This window comes from Nocardioides cavernae (genome assembly GCF_016907475.1).
GTDB lineage: Bacteria > Actinomycetota > Actinomycetes > Propionibacteriales > Nocardioidaceae > Nocardioides > Nocardioides cavernae.
In genome coordinates, this window is sequence record NZ_JAFBCA010000001.1 from 3,917,450 (window position 1) to 3,934,551 (window position 17,102).

Genomic DNA, 17,102 nt, shown 5'->3' on the forward strand with positions numbered 1-17,102 from the left:
TTCACTCACTCCCGGCTTGTGCGTCGGCAAGGGCGTTGACGCCACCGACGATCTCGCTGATCTCTTGGGTAATGCCAGCCTGGCGGGCCTGGTTGGCGATGCGCTTGTACTTCTTGATGAGCTCGTCGGCGTTGTCCGTCGCGGCCTTCATGGCCTTCTGTCGGGCGGCGAGCTCGGAAGCAGCAGCCTGCAGCAGGGCGAAGAAGATCCGGCTCTGGACGTAGCGCGGCAGCAGCGAGTCGAGCACCTCCGAGGGGGACGGCTCGAACTCGTAGAGCGGCAGCAGGTCGGCCTTGTCGGGCGCCTCGGTGCCCTCGACGACCTCCAGCGGCAGCAGGCGTACGGCGGTCGGCTCCTGGCTGAGCATCGAGCGGAACCGCGTGTAGACCACGTGGACCTCGTCGACGGCCCGGACGTCGGTGTCGCTGTCGTCGGCGTCGGCGAGGAAGGCCTCGATCAGCGTGGCGCCGATCTCGGCCGCGACGTCGTAGGTCGGCTGGTCGGAGAAGCCCGTCCACGCCTGCGCGACCGCGCGCTGGCGGAACTTGAAGTAGGCCTCGCCCTTGCGACCACTGGTGTAGACGTCGACGTCCTTGCCCTCGCCCTTGAGCTTCTCGATGAGACGCTCAGCCTCCTTGATGACGCTGGAGGAGTAGGCGCCGGCGAGCCCGCGGTCGGAGGTGACGATGAGGACCGCAGCCTTCTTCGGGTCCTCCGGCTCGAGGGTCAGCGCGTGGTCGACGTTGGAGTACGTCGCCACGGCCGACACGGCACGGGTCAGCTCGCGGGCGTAGGGCGCTGCCGCCTGGGCCCGCTGCTGCGCCTTGATGATCCGGGACGCGGCGATGAGCTCCATGGCACGCGTGATCTTCTTCATCGACTCCGTCGACTTGATCCGCGCGCGGTACTCGCGTACGGAGAGAGCCATTGCGTCAGCCCCGCTTCTGCTTGACGATCTGCTCCTGCTCGACGTCCTCGTCCTCGAGGGCGACGTGCTCTTCCTTACCGGCCTTGATGCTCTGGCCGTCGGAAGTCTCGAACTGGTCGAGGAAGGAGTCGTAGGCCGAGGCGAGCTGGTCCTCGGTGGAGTCCTCGAACTTCAGGCTCTCGCGGATGCCGGCGAGGATGCCCTCGTGGCTGCGACGCAGGTAGTCGAGGAACTCGTTCTCGAAGCGCAGCACGTCGTCGGTCGGGACCTTGTCGAGGCGACCCGACGTGCCCGTCCACAGCGAGACCGTCATCTCCTCGACCGGGTACGGCGAGTACTGCGGCTGCTTGAGCAGCGCCATCAGGCGCTGGCCGCGGTCGAGCTGCTGGCGCGAGGCCGCGTCGAGGTCGGAGGCGAACATCGCGAACGCCTCCATGGCGCGGAACTGCGCCAGGTCGACCTTCAGCGAGCCGGTGACGGACTTCATGGCCTTCGTCATGGCCGAGCCACCCACGCGCGAGACCGAGACGCCCACGTCGATCGCCGGGCGCTGGTTGGCCGCGAACAGGTCGGACTGCAGGAAGATCTGGCCGTCGGTGATGGAGATGACGTTGGTCGGGATGAACGCCGAGACGTCGTTGGCCTTGGTCTCGATGATCGGCAGACCGGTCATCGAGCCCTTGCCCATCTCGTCGGACAGCTTCGCGCACCGCTCGAGGAGCCGGCTGTGCAGGTAGAAGACGTCGCCGGGGTAGGCCTCGCGGCCCGGCGGGCGACGCAGCAGCAGCGACACGGCGCGGTAGGCCTCGGCCTGCTTGGTCAGGTCGTCGAACACGATCAGGACGTGCTTGCCCTCGTACATCCAGTGCTGGCCGATGGCCGAGCCGGTGTAGGGGGCGAGGTACTTGAAGCCCGCGGAGTCGGACGCGGGCGAGGCCACGATGGTGGTGTACTCGAGCGCGCCGGCCTCCTCGAGGGCGCCACGCACGGCGGCGATGGTCGAGCCCTTCTGACCGATCGCGACGTAGATGCAGCGCACCTGCTTGTCCGGGTCACCGGACTCCCAGTTGGCCTTCTGGTTGATGATCGTGTCGATGGCGATCGTGGTCTTGCCGGTCGAGCGGTCACCGATGATCAGCTGACGCTGACCGCGGCCGATGGGCGTCAGGGCGTCGATCGCCTTGATGCCGGTCGCGAGGGGCTCGTGCACCGACTTGCGCACCATGACGCCCGGAGCCTGCAGCTCCAGCGCGCGACGGCTCTCGAGCGGGGTGATCTCGCCCAGACCGTCGATCGCGGTGCCGAGCGGGTCGACCACGCGGCCGAGGTAGCCGTCGCCGACGGGGACCGAGAGGATCTCGCCCGTGCGACGCACGACCTGGCCCTCCTCGATCTTGTCGAAGTCACCCAGGACCACGACACCGACCTCGCGGGTGTCGAGGTTCAGCGCGATGCCGAGCGTGCCGTCCTCGAACTCGAGCAGCTCGTTGGCCATCACGGAGGGCAGGCCGCTGACACGGGCGATGCCGTCCGCGGCCTCGGCCACGGTGCCGACCTCTTCCTTGCTGGCCGACTCGGGCTTGTAGTCCGACACGAAGCGCTGAAGAGCGTCGCGGATCTCGTCCGGACGGATGGACAGCTCCGTCATTTCATCTCACCTGTTCTCTGGGTCTGCTCGAAAAGTTCTTGGATGTCGGTCACGGGTCAGCCGGCGAGCTTGCGCCCGGCCTCGTCGAGGCGGGTGGAGACGGTGCCGTCGATGACGTCGTCGCCGATCTCCACACGGATGCCACCGATGACGTCGGGGTCCACGATGACGTTGAGGTGCACCTCGCGACCATAGGTGCGTGCGAGGGCCGCGGCCAGCCGGTCACGCTCGGCCTGGGCGAGCGGCTGCGCGACGCGCACCGTCGCCACGCCCTGCCCACGGACCTCGGCGGCCACCTTCTGGTAGCTGGCGAGGGCCACCGTGACCGTCCGGTGGCTGCCCGAGAGCGACTGCTGCACGAGCGCGATGGTCGCGGGAAGGACCTTGTCGCCCAGCAGGCCGCTGATCAGGCTCGACTTGTCGTCGCGGCTGCGAGCGGGGTCGGAGAGCGCGTCGCGCAGCTCCGGGTTTGCCTGCACGAGCCGACCCACCGCGAAGATCTCGTCCTCGAGGCGGGCGACGTCGCTGCCGGTCGAGCGAACCGCTGCCACGACGCCCAGCTGCTCCAGGGCGTCGGGCAGGTCGCGCCCGGCGCTCCAGCGCTGGGAGACCGCCACGCTCACCACGTCGAGGGCCTCGGTCGAGACCTTCCCCGTGAGGACGCCGCGGAGCAGCTCCGCCTTGGCCTCGCCGGGGACCGACGCGTCCGTGGCGACGCGCCGCAGGCCCGGCTCGGAGCGGACCAGGTCCGAGACTCCGAACAGGTCCTGAGCCACCTTGCCGAGGTCGCCGGAGCCCGGGAGGGCCTCGGCGGCTGCGGCGTAGGCGTCGGCAGACGCTCCTCGCATCATCAGTTGACGCTCCCCGAGGTGGTGCCGTTCTGCGCCTCGAGCTCGGCGAGGAACCGGTCGACCACGCGGCTCTGGCGAGCCTCGTCGTCGAGGCTCTCGCCGACGATGCGTCCGGCCAGGCCGGTCGCGAGGGCGCCGACCTCGGCGCGGAGCGAGGTGACCGCCTGCTGGCGCTCGGCCTCGATCTGCGTCTTGCCGTGCTCGACGATCCGGGTGGACTCGGACTGAGCCTGCTCCCGCATCTCGGCGATGATCGCGGCACCCTGCTCGCGCGCTTCCTCACGGATGCGTGCGGCCTCGTGCCGGGCGTCGGCGAGCTGCTTCTCGAGCTCGGCGAGCTTGGCGTCGGCCTCGGCCTGCTTGGTCTCGGCCGCGCTGAGCCCACCCTCGATGGCCGCCGTGCGCTCGGCGAACGTCTTCTCGAACATCGGGACGACGAACTTCGTGACGAGCACATAGAGGATCGCGAAGACGATGAAGGCGAGGATGACCTCTGACCAGACCGGCAGCACCGGGCTGTGGGTCTCTCCCTCCGCCGCCGCCAGGACGATGTGGTCCATGAGTCGAACTCCTACGGTCTAGAGCTGGGTGCGGCGGACGTCAGAGAGGCAGGACGAACGCGAGCGCGACGGTGATGATGAAGAGCGCCTCGGCGAGAACGAAGCCAAGGATGGCGATCGACTGCAGACGGCTCTGGGCCTCGGGCTGGCGGGCGACACCGGAGATGAACGCGGCGAAGATCAGGCCGATGCCTACGCCGGGACCGATGGCGGACAGGCCGAGACCGACCAGGTTGATGGAGCCTTCCACGGCTTTTCCTTTCGTCGGCGACGCGTCTCTCGCGCCGCTGTTTGGCGAAACTTGTGGGGTGGTGCGGATCAGTGCTCGTCGGCGAGCGCTTCACCGATGTACATGGAGGTCAGGAGGGTGAAGACGTAGGCCTGGAGGAACATCACCAGCATCTCGAGGAAGCTGACGCCGATGCCGAGGCCGAAGGACAGCACGCCGACGGCGCCGTAGAGGAGGTTGCCGCTGGAGAGCAGCGCCCATCCACCCGTGGCGAACAGGATCAGCAGCAGGTGGCCGGCGAACATGTTGCCGAAGAGACGGAGCGTCAGCGTGACGGGTCGGATGATGATGTTGGAGAAGAACTCCAGCGGCACCAGCAGCAGCAGGATCGGGCCCTTGACGCCGCTGGGCATCGTCGCGTGCTTGAGGTAGCCGAGCGGACCGTGCTTCCAGATCCCGGCGCCGACGTAGACCAGCCACGTGAGGAGCGCCAGCGGCACGATGAAGCCGATGCGCGAGAAGCTCGGGAACTGCAGGAACGGGACCAGGCCGTAGTAGTTGTTCACCAGGATGAAGGTGAACAGCGTGAACAGGTAGGGCACGAACTTCATGTAGTGCTCGGACCCGATGTTGTCGCGGGCCACGTTGTTGCGCACGAAGCCGTAGACCATCTCGCCGGCGAACTGGAGCCGGTTCGGCACCAGGGAGGCGCTGCGCGAGGCGAAGTAGAAGAAGCCGAAGATCAGCACCGCCGACAGGACGAGCAGCACCATCGGCTTGGTGACGTCACCGAAGATCGGCGGCAGCTCGAAGCTTCCGGGACCCGGGGGGTGGAAGCCCGAACCGCCCTCTGCCGCCACAGGCTGGGTGATGCTCACTCCGACTCCTCGCTGCTCGTCTTGTCGCTCGTCTTGGTGCTGGCGTGCGTCTCCTCCGCGGCGGTCTGCCGCTTGAGCTGCACGATCATCATGTACGTGCCAAGTGCGCCGCCGAGCAGGACCCCCGCCGCCACCAGGAAGCGGGTGCCCAGCCACTGGTCCAGGAGCCAACCGACCGCTCCGTAGAACAGCACCCCGGCCACGAGGTAGCTGGGAGCACTGCTGCGTGACGGTTGGGAGGAAGTGGCACCGGACTCGGCCATTGCGCTGCGGACATTATCAGTCGCGGTGGTCATGACTCACCCCCGGGCGGGAGGTCGAAGTAGGGCGCCCGCTCCCGCGCGGTGAGGACGAGGTGCGCAGCCGTCCACACGAGCGTGGAGAGGACCATCGCAGCGGCAAGCCAGCCGCGCGCCTGGTCGCTCGAGAAGACGTCGCCCCGGGTGATGGCGAGGAAGACCAGCAGCACGATCGCGAGCTGGGTCGCGTAGGTGACCATCGCGACGAGGAGGGACGCCGTCGGCATCGCGCTCGCGACGACGTGGAGGGACAGCGTGCCGAAGGACACCACCAGGAGCACCAGGCCGGCGCCGACGGCGGCGGCAGCGGCCGCCTCTCCCCCGTGCACCACGGCGGCGACAACCACCAGGACAACCCCCGCGAGCGCCGTCAGGGCGGCTGCTCGAGCGACGACCCGGACGCCCGGCACGAGGCTGCTGCGGCGGGTGCTCGCGCGGCTCTCGGTCGTCATGTCGGCGGCCTGTCTGGTCTCTACGGTCGGTGCTTCCCTGCTCGTGAAAACTATCACAAAGTCACTGGGGCGCTGAAATCAGGGGCCGGGGACGGCGTCGTCCGTGCGCTCCTCGGCATGCCCCTCGACACGCCCCTCGACACTGGCGTTCTCGGGCAGCCCGGTGTCGCCGAGGCCGGTCTTGCGCGGGCGGTGCAGCTTCGGCAGCACGAAGGTCAGGGCCACCGTCAGGACGATCATCGAGCCGAGGCTCCACCAGACCAGCGGGTCGTCGAACAGGCTCACCAGCACCGCGCCGGTGGCGATCGTGAAGGCCCACATCCACATGATCAGCACCGCGCGCCGCTGCGAGTGGCCGATCTCGAGGAGGCGGTGGTGCAGGTGCTGCTTGTCGGCGCTCATCGGCGAGCGACCGGCACGCGTGCGTCGTACGACGGCCAGGACCAGGTCCACGATCGGCACCATCAGCAGCGAGATCGGCAGCAGCACCGGCAGCACGGTCACGAACAGGCTGTTGCCGGTCGTCTCCGGCATGCCGACGAACTGCCCGGTCAGGGTCAGCGCGCTCGCCGACAGCACGAGCCCGATCAGCATCGACCCCGAGTCGCCCATGAAGAGTCGGGCGGGATGGAAGTTGTGCGGCAGGAAGCCCGCGCACGCCCCCGCGAGGGCGGCGCTCAGCAGGGCGCCGGTCGTGGCCAGGGTGAGGTTGGCCTGCGCGGAGGCGAAGTAGCAGTAGAGGAAGAACGCCGCGGCACCGATGCCCACCACGCCGGCGGCCAGCCCGTCGAGGCCGTCGACGAAGTTGACGGCGTTCATGGTGCCGATGACCACGAGGAGGGTGAGCACGGCGCCCTGCACGTCGTCGAGGGAGAACTGCGTGCCGTCGGCGCCCGGGAAGTAGTAGAACCGCACGCCCTGCGTGACCAGCAGGCCGGCGGCGAGCACCTGGCCGCCGAGCTTGGTCAGCGCGTCGAGCTCGAAGATGTCGTCGATGACCCCGACGGCGCAGACGAGGGCTCCTGCCAGGAGCACCGCCCCGGCGTCGGGGAAGACGAACTCCTCGCTGGTGGACAGGAACGGCAGGTGGCGGGCGACGAGGTAGGCCGCGTAGAGCCCCCCGAGCATGGCCAGCCCGCCCAGGTAGGGGATCGGCTCGGCGTGGACGTCGCGGTCGCGGACCGCGGCGACGGCCCCCGTGCGCAGCGCGATCTCCCGCGCGACGACCGTGAGCAGGTAGGTCACCGACAGGGCGACCAGGAAGACGAGGAGGTACTCCCGCATCCGGCCTAGCCCTGGTCTTCGAGCACGACCCCGTGCTCCTCGATCGCCGCGTTGAGCCGCTCCAGCGACAACGCGCCGAGACGCAGCACCCGGCCCTCGGGCACGGTGACGTCGATGATCGTGGAGGCCTCGCCGCCCGGGGACGCGCCGGCGTCCACGATCACCGCGACGACGTCGCCGAGCATCTCCTCGGCCTGGTCGGCGTCGGTGGCGGCGGGGCGGCCGGTGAGGTTGGCCGAGCTCACGGCCAGCGGACCGGTGCGCTCGAGGACGGCGAGGGCGACCTCGTCGTCGGGCATCCGCACCGCGACCGTGCCGCGGGTCTCCCCGAGGTCCCACACGAGTGAGCCCTGCTGCCGGCAGACGAGCGTGAGCGGGCCGGGCCAGAACTCCTCGACCAGCGTGCGCGCCCACGGCGGCACGGTCTCGGCGAGCGCGTCGAGGGTGGTCGCGGCGGACACGAGCACCGGCGGCGGCATCTCGCGGCCCCGACCCTTGGCCTGCAGGAGGCGTCGTACGGCCTCGTGGGAGAACGCGTCGGCGGCGATGCCGTAGACGGTGTCGGTGGGGATGACCACCAGGTCTCCGCGTCGTACGGCACCGGCGGCGGCGGTCACCGCCGCCTCCCGCTCCTCCTCGGTCGAGGTCGCAAGCCTGTCCACGCCGCTCATCGTGCCAGTCGCGCGGTCACGTAGCGCGGTCGACCCGCGAGGTCGAGGTGGTCGCGCACGTCGAGCCAGCGCCCGGTCGCCGCGAAGACGGCCGGCGCCGAGGCACCCTGGACGTCGGCGTGCTCGGCCCCCACCACTCCCCCGGGCCGGAGGAGGGCGGCCGCCCGGCGCTCGAGGAGCCGCATGGCGTCGAGCCCGTCCTGCCCCGAGAAGAGCGCGAGGTGGGGGTCGTGGTCGCGTGCCTCGACGGCGACGGACTCCCAGGCCTCCAGCGGGACGTAGGGCGGGTTGCACACCACGACGTCGACGGTGCCGGCGAGGTCGTCGAACGCCTCGAAGGCGTCGCCGAGCCGCAGGTCGACGCCGGGGAACGAGGCAAGGTTGGTCTCGGCGTAGCGGAACGCGTCGGGGCTCATCTCGACGGCGTGCACGTCGGCGTGCGGAAGCTCGTCCTTGACGGCGGCGGCGATCGCGCCCGACCCGGTGCACAGGTCGACCACCACCGGCGCCCCCTCGAGGGACTGCGCCTGCTCGATCGCCCAGCCGGCGAGCAGCTCGGTCTCGGGGCGCGGCACGAAGACCCCGGGCCCGACCGCCAGCTCGACGTGGCGGAACGCCGCGGTGCCGGTGAGGTGCTGAAGCGGCTCGCGGGCCGCGCGGCGCGTCAGCAGGGCGTCGTACCGCTCCTGCTCCCCCGCCCCGAGGTCGTCGACCAGCGGCAGCCGGCCGAGCGGCACGTCGAGCACGTGGGCGAGGAGGAGGTCGGCGTCACGCTCGGGCGACGCAACGCCGGCGTCACGGAGCCGGGCGGCCGCCTCGCGACGAGCCTGGCTGGGCCGCACCTCAGCCCTCCAGGGCCGCGAGCCGGGCGGCCATGTCGGTCTCCACGCACGAGTCGAGGACCGGCTTGAGGTCGCCGTCGAGCACCTGGTCGAGGTTGTAGGACTTGTAGCCGGTGCGGTGGTCGGAGATCCGGTTCTCGGGGAAGTTGTAGGTCCGGATCCGCTCGGAGCGGTCGACCGTGCGGACCTGCGACTTGCGGGCCTCGCTGGCCTCGGCGTCGGCGGCGTCCTGCGCGACCTGGAGCAGCCGGGCACGCAGGATGCGCATCGCCTGCTCCTTGTTCTGCAGCTGGCTCTTCTCGTTCTGGCAGCTCGCGACGATGCCGGTGGGCACGTGGGTGATCCGGACGGCGGAGTCGGTGGTGTTGACGCTCTGCCCGCCGGGGCCGCTGGAGCGGAAGACGTCGATGCGCAGGTCGTTGTCGTTGATCTCGACGTCGACCTGCTCGGCCTCGGGCATCACCAGCACCCCCGCGGCGGAGGTGTGGACACGTCCCTGCGACTCGGTGACGGGCACCCGCTGGACGCGGTGCACGCCGCCCTCGAACTTCAGCAGGGCGTACGGCGCCTGGCCGGGCTCGACGGTCCCCCGGGCCTTGACGGCCGCGGTGACGGACTTGTAGCCGCCGAGGTCGGACTCGGTGGCGTCGAGCACCTCGACGCTCCAGCCGCGGGTCTCGGCGTAGCGGGAGTACATCCGCAGGAGGTCGCCGGCGAAGAGCGCGGACTCCTCACCACCCTCCCCCGACTTGATCTCGAGCAGCGCGTCCTTGCCGTCGGAGGGGTCGCGGGGCACCAGCAGCCGGCGCAGCCGCTCCCCCGCGGCGTCGCGCCTCTTGGCGAGGTCGTCGGCCTCCTGCGCGAAGGCGGGGTCGTCGGAGGCCAGCTCGCGTGCCGCCTCGATGTCATCGCCCAGGCGGAGCCACTCCTGCCAGGTCGTCACCACGGCCGTCAGCTCTGCGTAGCGCTGGTTGAGCTGCTTGGCGAGGCGCTGGTCGGCGTGGGTCTCGGGGAGCGAGAGACGTCGCTCGAGGTCGGCGTGCTCCTCGCGCATGCCCTCGACGGCTTCGAACAACGGTGCTCCTCGAGTCGGTGGGGATACGTGCGGACGACCTGCAGACGACCTGCAGACGACAAGGCGCCGGCCACCCGCGGTGAGCGGGCGACCGGCGCCTGACGTGGACTACTTGGTCTCGGCCGGGGCCTTCTTGGCGTAGCGGGCCTCGAACCGGGCGACGCGGCCGCCGGTGTCGAGGATCTTCTGCTTGCCGGTGTAGAACGGGTGGCACTGCGAGCAGACGTCAGCGTGGATCGAGCCGGAGGTCGCGGTGCTGCGGGTCGTGAACGACGCGCCGCAGGTGCAGGTCACCTGGGTCTCGACGTACTCGGGGTGGGTGTCCTTCTTCATGGTGTCCTCTCGAATTGCTCCGGGTCGCCCGCGTGGATGCGTAGTGACGTGAACCGGAGCCGGCGCACAAGTGTGCCACCGGTATGAACAACGGCGCCAATCCGTGGATTCCCGCTCGGGAAACGCGGATCAGCGGGCGCCGACGACCTTGGTCACGGCCTGCGGGGAGTCGGCTGCGGCGAGCTGCTTGCGCAGGTCGCCGACGACCGCGCCCTCGGCCGGGGCGAGCAGCTTCTCCTCGTGCCGGGTGCCCGAGGCCGCGATGTCGACCGCGGGGACGATGCCCTTCGCAGCGCGCTCGGCGCTGAGCACCAGCTCGAGGTTGGCGGCGCCTGCGAGCTCCTCCAGGAAGAACTCGTCAGTGGCCGAGCCGGTGCCGACGGCCACGGTCGCCAGGATGGTCAGCGAGCCGCCGTCCTCGACCGCGCGGGCAGCGCCGAAGAACTCCTTAGCCGGGTGGACGGCGGATGCGTCGACGAGGCCGGCCAGGACGCGGCCGTTGGCCGGCGCGGCGAGGTTGTAGGCCCGCCCGAGGCGCGTGAGCGAGTCCAGCAGGACGACCACGTCGTGGCCGAGCTCGACGAGCCGCTTGGCGCGCTCGATGGCCAGCTCGGCGACCAGGGTGTGGTCGGCTGGCTGCCGGTCGAAGGTCGAGGCGACGACCTCGCCCTTGACGGCCCGCTGGTAGTCGGTGACCTCCTCCGGGCGGGTGTCGACCAGCACCACCATGACGTGGCACTCCGGGTTGTTGGCCGTCACCGACTGGGCGATCGACTGGAAGAGCGTGGTGGCGCCGGTGCGCGGCGGAGCGAGGACCAGTCCTCGCTGGCCCTTGCCCACCGGGGCGGCGACGTCGACGACCCGACCGATCAGGTCGGCGTCCGAGGCCAGGCGCAGCCGCTGGTGCGGGTGGACCGGGACCGCGTCGGCGAAGTCCGGGCGCTCCTTGGCGCCCTCGGCCTCGGTGCCGTTGACGCTGTCGATGCGGACCATCGGGTTGAACTTCTCCCGACGCTCGCCCTCGCGCGGCTGGCGCACCTGACCGACCACGGCGTCACCGCGGCGGAGGTGGTACTTGCGGACCATCGACAGCGACAGGTAGACGTCCTCCGGGCCGGGGAGGTAGCCCGACGTGCGCACGAACGCGCAGTTGTCGAGCACGTCGAGGATGCCGGCGGCCGGCACCAGGACGTCGTCCTCCAGGATCGTGGTGTCGGGCTCGTTGCGGCTGCCGCTCTGGCGGGGCAACGTCCGGTCGCGTCCGCGGCGGCGGCGGTTGCGACGGCTGCCGCCCTCGCCGTCCTCGTCGTCGTCGGACTGGTGCTGGGCCTGCTGGTCCTGGCGGTTCTGGTCCTGGCGGGCCTGGTCCTGCCGGCTCTGGTCCTGCCGGTTCTGGTCACGGTCCTGCTTGCCCTGCGGGTTCTGCTGCTGGTTCTGCTTGCCCTGCTTCTGGCCCTGGTCCTGCTTCTGGCCCTGGTCCTGCTTCTGGCCCTGGTCCTGCTTCTGGCCCTGCTGCTTGTCCGACTTCTTCTGGTCCTGCTTCTCGGACCGCTCGGGCTTCTGCTCGGGCTTCTGCTCGGCGCGCTGTTCGGGCCGGTCCTCGGGCTGCTGCTCCGACCGCTCGGCCTGCTGCTCTGCCTGGCGCTGCTTGCGGGTGCGAGTGCGCACCGTCGTCTGCGGCGCCGGCTCGGCGGCCGCGGCGGTCTCCGCGGACTGCGCCTGCTGCTGGGCCGGCTTCTCCTGCTGCTCGGCCGGCTGCTCCTGCTTCTTGACCGGCTGCTCGGACCGGGTCGGCTGCGCCGACTGGGCCGGGGCGCCACCGGACTGACTCGCGCGGATGGCGTCCACGAGCTGCGCCTTCTTCATCGAGCCCGCTCCGGCGATGCCGAGGCCCGCGGCCATCGACTTCAGGTCAGCCAGGAGCATGGAACTGAGCCCACCCGACTTCTTGGCAGGCTTGGTGGCAGCGTTCTCCGCAGGAGCAGAGGGGGTCTCGGTCACGTGGGTCCTTCGCACGTTGCGTCGCCTCCCGGACCGGTCGAACGGCCGGCGAGGCGGATGGTGGGTCCCGTCCACGCGGACCTCGAGACATCGCGAGGACGGGGACGGGCAGGTACGCCGATCGGCGCGCGGTCAGGTTAGCAGGCGCTCGGCTGACCGAGAGCCGGACGGTGCGGAAGAGCGGCCTCGACCGCCCGGCACCTGAGGTGGCGGCACATCGCAGGTGTCCGACCACCCCAGACGCAATCCGCCGCCACCCCCCACGAGCTGCCCGAAAAGGTGGCGGCACCTCGCACCCGGCACCCCACACCAGACGCGATCTGCCGCCACCTGTGCCAGAGCGTTCAGGTGAGCCGTGCGCCGTCGACGTCGATCGACAGCTGGTGCGGGGTCCACCCGCTCGGGCACCGTGACAGCAGGTCGGAGGTGTCGGAGGAGCCGAAGGCCAGCACGGTCGGGCCGGCGCCGGAGACGACGGCGGGCACGCCCTCGGCGCGCAGGCGTCGTACGAGCGCCAGCGTCTCGGGCATCGCGGGTTCGCGCTGGTCCTGGTGGAGCCAGTCGCGGGTCGCGGCGAGCAGGTGCTCGGGCTGCCCGTTGAGGGCGGCGACCAGCAGGGCGGCGCGGCCGGAGTTGGCGGCGGCGTCGGCGTGGGGCACGACGTCGGGCAGCAGGCCGCGGGCGACCTTCGTCTCGACCCCGGTGGGCGGGACGAACACCACGGCGGTGACCCGGGGGTCGACCCCGGCCCGGACGGCGTACCAGTGCCCGTCCTCGCGGCCGGAGATCACGAACCCGCCGTAGAACGCCGGGGCGACGTTGTCGGGGTGGCCCTCGAGGTCGGCGGCGAGGTCGAAGAGCGCCTCGTCGGAGGCGAGCAGCTGGCCGCCCGCGACCAGCGCCCGCGCCAGGACGACGCCCGCGACGATCGCGGCGGACGACGACCCGAGGCCGCGGGCGTGCGGGACGACGTTGCGGCACGCCAGGCGCAGGCCGGGCGGCTGCTCCCCCATCAGCTCGAAGGCCGCGCGCATGGAGCGGACCACCAGGTGCGACTCGTCGCGCGGCACGCCCTCGGCACCCGCCCCTTCGACCTCGACCACCAGGCCCTCGGGCAGCACCTCCGCCTCGAGCTCGTCGCGCAGCGACAGCGCCAGGCCGAGGCTGTCGAAGCCCGGGCCGAGGTTGGCCGAGGTGGCCGGGACCGAGACCCGCACCGGCCCGTCGACGAACTGCGCCATCAGGAGAGGCCGGCTGCGGCGGCTGCCGCGTCGACGTCGGCGTCGACGACCGTGTCGACCAGGTCGCCGCAGGACTCCAGCGCGGTCGCTGTGTCCTTGAGGCCGTGGCCGGTGACGGTGATCGCCACCGTGGCGCCGGAGAACACCTGCCCGGACTCCAGAGCGGCGAGCAGGCCGGCGACGCCCGCGGCCGAGGCGGGCTCGACGAAGACGCCGTCGTTGCGGGCGAGCTCGATCTGCGCGGCGAGGATCTGGGCATCGGAGAGGGCCGCGAAGCCGCCCTCGGACTCCTTGGCCGCCTGCTCGGCGAGGTGCCACGACGCCGGGTTGCCGACCCGGATCGCGGTCGCCTTGGTCTCCGGGTCGGGGAACGGCTCACCGGTCACCAGCGGCGCCGCACCCTCGGCCTGGAAGCCGAGCATCCTCGGGCGCTTCGTGGCCCGGCCGAGGTCGGCGTACTGCTGGTAGCCGAGCCAGTAGGCGGAGATGTTGCCGGCGTTGCCGACGGGCAGCAGGTGGACGTCGGGGGCGTCGCCGAGGAAGTCGACGATCTCGAACGACGCGGTCTTCTGCCCCTGCAGGCGGACCGGGTTGACCGAGTTCACGAGCTCGACCGAATAGCTCTTCGAGAGGCCGATGGCCATCGACAGGCAGTCGTCGAAGTTGCCCCGGACCATGATCACCTGGGCGCCGTGCACGACCGCCTGGGCGAGCTTGCCGGCGGCGATCTTGCCCTCGGGGATGAGCACCAGCGGCTTGAGACCCGCCTTCGCGGCGTACGCCGCCATCGAGGCCGACGTGTTGCCCGTCGAGGCGCACACGACGGCCTCGGCGCCGAGGTGCCGGGCGTGGGAGATCGCGGCCGTCATGCCGCGGTCCTTGAACGAGCCGGTCGGGTTGTCGCCCTCGACCTTGAGCCACACCTCTCCCCCGGTGAGCCCGGAGAGCCACTCGGAGTGGACGAGGGGCGTCCCGCCCTCGCGGAGCGTCACGGCGGGGATCCCCTCGGGGAGGTCGAGGAGGTCGCGGTACTCCTCGATCACGCCGCGCCACTGGTGGGTGCCGGTCCCGGCGCCCATGCCGCCGCCGGTCACTCCTCGCCTCCCTCGACGCGCATCACTGACGTGACCTCACGGACGATGTCCATGCTGCGGAGCTGGTCGACCGTCGCGCTGAGCGCGGCGTCGGGGGCGGCGTGCGAGACGACCACGAGCTGGGCGTCGGCGCCGCGACCCTCCTGGCGCACGGTCTGGATCGACACGTCGTGGTCGGCGAAGGCGTTGGCCACCGCCGCGAGCACGCCGGCGCGGTCGTCGACGTCGATCGCCACGTGGTAGCGGGTCCGGGTCTCCCCCATCGGCAGGACCGCGCGGTCGGCGTAGGCCGACTCACCGGCGCCCCGCGTCTCGGCGAGGCGGTTGCGCGCGACCGTGACGAGGTCGCCCAGCACGGCGCTCGCCGTGGGTGCGCCGCCGGCGCCTGGTCCGTAGAACATGAGCTGCCCGGCGGCCTCCGACTCGACGAAGACCGCGTTGTAGGCCTCGCGGACGCTCGCCAGCGGGTGCGAGCGCGGGATCATCGCCGGGTGGACCCGCGCGGCGACCTGCTCCTGGCCGTCGGGGCCCGGGCGGAGCTCGCAGATGGCGAGCAGCTTGACCACGGAGTCCATGTCGCGGGCGCTGGCGACGTCGGCGGCGGTGACCTCGGAGATGCCCTCGCGGTAGACGTCGGCGGCGGTCACGCGCGAGTGGAAGGCGAGGCTGGCGAGGATCGCCGCCTTGGCTGCGGCGTCGAAGCCCTCGACGTCGGCCGTCGGGTCGGCCTCGGCGTAGCCGAGCTGCTGGGCCTCCTCGAGCGCCTCGGAGAAGCCGGCGCCGGAGGTGTCCATCTTGTCGAGGATGAAGTTGGTGGTGCCATTGACGATGCCCAGCACGCGGGTGACGCGGTCGCCGGCAAGCGACTCGCGCAGCGGTCGCAGGATCGGGATCGCTCCCGCGACGGCGGCCTCGTAGTAGAGGTCGCGCTCGGCCTTGGCGGCCGCCTCGAAGAGGGTCGGGCCGTCCTCGGCGAGCAGGGCCTTGTTGGCCGTCACCACGCTCGCGCCGTTGTCGAGCGCGGAGAGGATGAGCGACCGGGCGGGCTCGATGCCGCCGATCACCTCGACGACGAGGTCGACGTCGTCGCGGGCGACCAGGCCCTGCGCGTCGGTCGTCAGCAGGCCGTCGGGCACGTCGACGTCGCGGGCGGCGTCAAGGCGTCGTACGGCGACTCCCACCAGCTCGACGGGCGCACCCACGCGCGCGGCCAGGTCGTCGTGCTGCTCGCTGAGCAGCCGCACCACCTGGGACCCGACCGCACCGCAGCCGAGCACCGCCACCTTCAAGGTGCGCTTGTCACCGAAACTCATCAGAGAACACCCACATCGGTCGCCAACAGGTCCGCCACAGTCTCTCGTCGCAGCACGGTGAAAGTCTTCCCGTCCCGAACTCCGATCACCGGAGGACGCAGCGCGTGGTTGTAGTTGGACGCCATGGATCTGCAGTAGGCGCCCGTCCCGGGCACGGCGACGAGGTCACCGGGACGCACGTCGGCGGGCAGGAACTCGTCCTTGACCACGATGTCGCCGGCCTCGCAGTGCTTGCCCACGACGCGCGACAGCGTGGGCGGGCCGCCGGAGGGGCGGGAGGCGATCGTGGCGGAGTAGTCGGCGTCGTAGAGGGCGGTGCGGATGTTGTCGCTCATCCCGCCGTCGACGGAGACGTAGGTGCGCACAAGCCCGCCGTCGAGGGCGACCTCCTTGACCGTGCCGACCTCGTAGACGGTGCACATCGACGGGCCGGCGATCGCGCGCCCGGGCTCGATCGACAAGCGTGGGAGCGCGATGTCGAGGGCCCGGCACTCGTGTTCGACGATCTTCGTGATCTCGGTGGCCAGCTGCGCGGGGTCGGACGGGTCGTCCTGGGTCGTGTAGGCGATGCCGAAGCCGCCGCCGAGGTCCATCTCGGGCATCTCGACGCCGACCTCCTCGATCACCCGGGCGTGCAGCGCGAGCACGCGACGGGCCGCCACCTCGAAGCCCGAGGTGTCGAAGATCTGGCTGCCGATGTGGGAGTGCAGGCCGAGCAGCCGCAGGCCCTGGGCCTCGTGCACGCGTCGTACGGCCTCGAGCGCGTCGCCGCTGGCGATCGAGAAGCCGAACTTCTGGTCTTCGTGGGCCGTGGCGATGTACTCGTGCGTGTGGGCCTCGACGCCGGCGGTGACCCGCACCATCACCCCCACCGTCCGGCCGAGCTCGGTCGCGACGTCGGCGAGCCGCCCGATCTCGTGGAAGGAGTCCACGATGACCCGGCCCACGCCCAGCTCGACGGCGCGCTCGAGCTCGCCGAGGGTCTTGTTGTTGCCGTGGAAGCCGACCCGCCCCATCGGGAACCCGGCCCGCTCCGCGACGGCCAGCTCGCCGCCGGAGCAGACGTCGAGCGAGAGTCCCTCCTCCGCGAGCCACCGGGCGACGGTGGTGCAGAGGAACGCCTTGCCCGCGTAGTAGACGTCGTAGTCGGCGAAGGCGTCGCGGAAGGCGCCGGCGCGGCTGCGGAAGTCGGCCTCGTCGAGGACGTACGCCGGTGAGCCGTGCTCGCGCACCAGCTCGGGCAGCGGCACGCCGCCGACGCTCAGGACGCCGTCGGACTTCGTCGCCGTCCGCGACCAGAGGAGCGGGACGAGCGCGTCGGGGTCGCTCGGCTCACGCAGCCAGTGCGGCCCGCGCAGCGCGCCGTCCGCGTGGGCCCAACCAGACGGGTGTGCGGTGGGCAC

At 71.2% G+C, this 17,102-nt stretch carries 18 protein-coding genes; all 18 read right to left on the reverse strand.

Annotated features, from left to right (window positions below):
• Position 1: 1 nt before the first annotated feature.
• The 18 genes from JOD65_RS18415 to lysA all read right to left on the reverse strand — a co-directional run bounded on the left by JOD65_RS18415 (position 2) and on the right by lysA (position 17,102).
• Positions 2-928, reverse strand: coding sequence for a F0F1 ATP synthase subunit gamma (locus tag JOD65_RS18415; protein WP_191195139.1), 927 nt, complete (start codon positions 926-928; stop codon positions 2-4).
• A gap of 4 nt (positions 929-932) precedes the next feature.
• Entirely contained in the window at positions 933-2,576 is a 1,644-nt protein-coding gene (gene atpA, locus JOD65_RS18420; RefSeq protein ID WP_191195138.1) for a F0F1 ATP synthase subunit alpha, read from the reverse strand.
• A gap of 56 nt (positions 2,577-2,632) precedes the next feature.
• Positions 2,633-3,427, reverse strand: coding sequence for a F0F1 ATP synthase subunit delta (locus JOD65_RS18425; RefSeq protein ID WP_224747177.1), 795 nt, complete (start codon positions 3,425-3,427; stop codon positions 2,633-2,635).
• Positions 3,427-3,987, reverse strand: a complete 561-nt coding sequence (locus tag JOD65_RS18430; protein ID WP_191195137.1) for a F0F1 ATP synthase subunit B — start codon at positions 3,985-3,987, stop codon at positions 3,427-3,429. Before JOD65_RS18430 ends, JOD65_RS18425 begins: the two co-directional genes overlap by 1 nt.
• Positions 3,988-4,027: 40 nt before the next feature.
• Complete coding sequence (gene atpE, locus JOD65_RS18435) at positions 4,028-4,237, reverse strand: ATP synthase F0 subunit C (RefSeq protein WP_030482691.1); 210 nt, start codon at positions 4,235-4,237, stop codon at positions 4,028-4,030.
• A gap of 68 nt (positions 4,238-4,305) precedes the next feature.
• Positions 4,306-5,094 (reverse strand): F0F1 ATP synthase subunit A, encoded by a 789-nt coding sequence (gene atpB / locus JOD65_RS18440; protein ID WP_307821253.1) that lies wholly within the window; start codon positions 5,092-5,094, stop codon positions 4,306-4,308.
• On the reverse strand, positions 5,091-5,390 hold the full coding sequence (locus JOD65_RS18445) for an AtpZ/AtpI family protein (protein WP_224747176.1): 300 nt from the start codon (positions 5,388-5,390) through the stop codon (positions 5,091-5,093). Before JOD65_RS18445 ends, atpB begins: the two co-directional genes overlap by 4 nt.
• The gene (locus JOD65_RS18450; protein ID WP_191195136.1) at positions 5,387-5,845 is read right to left on the reverse strand and encodes a hypothetical protein; all 459 of its coding nucleotides are present in this window, start codon (positions 5,843-5,845) and stop codon (positions 5,387-5,389) included. Before JOD65_RS18450 ends, JOD65_RS18445 begins: the two co-directional genes overlap by 4 nt.
• Positions 5,846-5,923: 78 nt before the next feature.
• A complete protein-coding gene (locus tag JOD65_RS18455) occupies positions 5,924-7,129 on the reverse strand; it encodes an MraY family glycosyltransferase (protein ID WP_191195135.1) in 1,206 nt (401 codons plus the stop codon).
• Between the two features lie 5 nt (positions 7,130-7,134).
• On the reverse strand, positions 7,135-7,791 hold the full coding sequence (locus JOD65_RS18460) for an L-threonylcarbamoyladenylate synthase (protein WP_372440130.1): 657 nt from the start codon (positions 7,789-7,791) through the stop codon (positions 7,135-7,137).
• A 5-nt stretch (positions 7,792-7,796) separates the two neighbouring features.
• The gene (gene prmC / locus JOD65_RS18465) at positions 7,797-8,642 is read right to left on the reverse strand and encodes a peptide chain release factor N(5)-glutamine methyltransferase (protein ID WP_191195133.1); all 846 of its coding nucleotides are present in this window, start codon (positions 8,640-8,642) and stop codon (positions 7,797-7,799) included.
• Position 8,643: 1 nt separating this feature from the next.
• Positions 8,644-9,717 (reverse strand): peptide chain release factor 1, encoded by a 1,074-nt coding sequence (prfA, locus tag JOD65_RS18470; protein ID WP_191195132.1) that lies wholly within the window; start codon positions 9,715-9,717, stop codon positions 8,644-8,646.
• Between the two features lie 108 nt (positions 9,718-9,825).
• Positions 9,826-10,050 carry a 50S ribosomal protein L31 gene (rpmE, locus tag JOD65_RS18475; protein WP_191195131.1) on the reverse strand — a complete coding sequence of 75 codons (225 nt, stop codon included), beginning with the start codon at positions 10,048-10,050 and terminating at the stop codon, positions 9,826-9,828.
• Between the two features lie 129 nt (positions 10,051-10,179).
• Positions 10,180-12,051: a transcription termination factor Rho gene (gene rho / locus JOD65_RS18480; RefSeq protein ID WP_191195130.1), complete on the reverse strand. Its 1,872-nt coding sequence runs from the start codon at positions 12,049-12,051 to the stop codon at positions 10,180-10,182.
• Between the two features lie 344 nt (positions 12,052-12,395).
• Positions 12,396-13,292 (reverse strand): homoserine kinase, encoded by an 897-nt coding sequence (gene thrB, locus JOD65_RS18485; protein ID WP_191195129.1) that lies wholly within the window; start codon positions 13,290-13,292, stop codon positions 12,396-12,398.
• On the reverse strand, positions 13,292-14,371 hold the full coding sequence (gene thrC, locus JOD65_RS18490; RefSeq protein ID WP_191195128.1) for a threonine synthase: 1,080 nt from the start codon (positions 14,369-14,371) through the stop codon (positions 13,292-13,294). The genes thrB and thrC overlap by 1 nt, the downstream gene beginning before the upstream one ends.
• Before the next feature lie 11 nt (positions 14,372-14,382).
• On the reverse strand, positions 14,383-15,699 hold the full coding sequence (locus tag JOD65_RS18495) for a homoserine dehydrogenase (protein ID WP_191195127.1): 1,317 nt from the start codon (positions 15,697-15,699) through the stop codon (positions 14,383-14,385).
• Positions 15,699-17,102, reverse strand: coding sequence for a diaminopimelate decarboxylase (gene lysA, locus JOD65_RS18500; RefSeq protein WP_191195126.1), 1,404 nt, complete (start codon positions 17,100-17,102; stop codon positions 15,699-15,701). Before lysA ends, JOD65_RS18495 begins: the two co-directional genes overlap by 1 nt.

Excerpts from the sequence above, each read along its gene's own strand:
- JOD65_RS18425 (WP_224747177.1), bottom strand. The coding sequence starts at position 3,427 with ATGATGCGAGGAGCGTCTGCCGACGCCTACGCCGCAGCCGCCGAGGCC.
- JOD65_RS18415 (WP_191195139.1), bottom strand. The coding sequence starts at position 928 with ATGGCTCTCTCCGTACGCGAGTACCGCGCGCGGATCAAGTCGACGGAG.
- thrC (WP_191195128.1), bottom strand. The coding sequence starts at position 14,371 with ATGGGCGCCGGGACCGGCACCCACCAGTGGCGCGGCGTGATCGAGGAG.
- atpA (WP_191195138.1), bottom strand. The coding sequence starts at position 2,576 with ATGACGGAGCTGTCCATCCGTCCGGACGAGATCCGCGACGCTCTTCAG.
- JOD65_RS18455 (WP_191195135.1), bottom strand. The coding sequence starts at position 7,129 with ATGCGGGAGTACCTCCTCGTCTTCCTGGTCGCCCTGTCGGTGACCTAC.
- thrB (WP_191195129.1), bottom strand. The coding sequence starts at position 13,292 with ATGGCGCAGTTCGTCGACGGGCCGGTGCGGGTCTCGGTCCCGGCCACC.
- JOD65_RS18450 (WP_191195136.1), bottom strand. The coding sequence starts at position 5,845 with ATGACGACCGAGAGCCGCGCGAGCACCCGCCGCAGCAGCCTCGTGCCG.
- JOD65_RS18495 (WP_191195127.1), bottom strand. The coding sequence starts at position 15,699 with ATGAGTTTCGGTGACAAGCGCACCTTGAAGGTGGCGGTGCTCGGCTGC.
- JOD65_RS18430 (WP_191195137.1), bottom strand. The coding sequence starts at position 3,987 with ATGGACCACATCGTCCTGGCGGCGGCGGAGGGAGAGACCCACAGCCCG.
- JOD65_RS18445 (WP_224747176.1), bottom strand. The coding sequence starts at position 5,390 with ATGACCACCGCGACTGATAATGTCCGCAGCGCAATGGCCGAGTCCGGT.
- rpmE (WP_191195131.1), bottom strand. The coding sequence starts at position 10,050 with ATGAAGAAGGACACCCACCCCGAGTACGTCGAGACCCAGGTGACCTGC.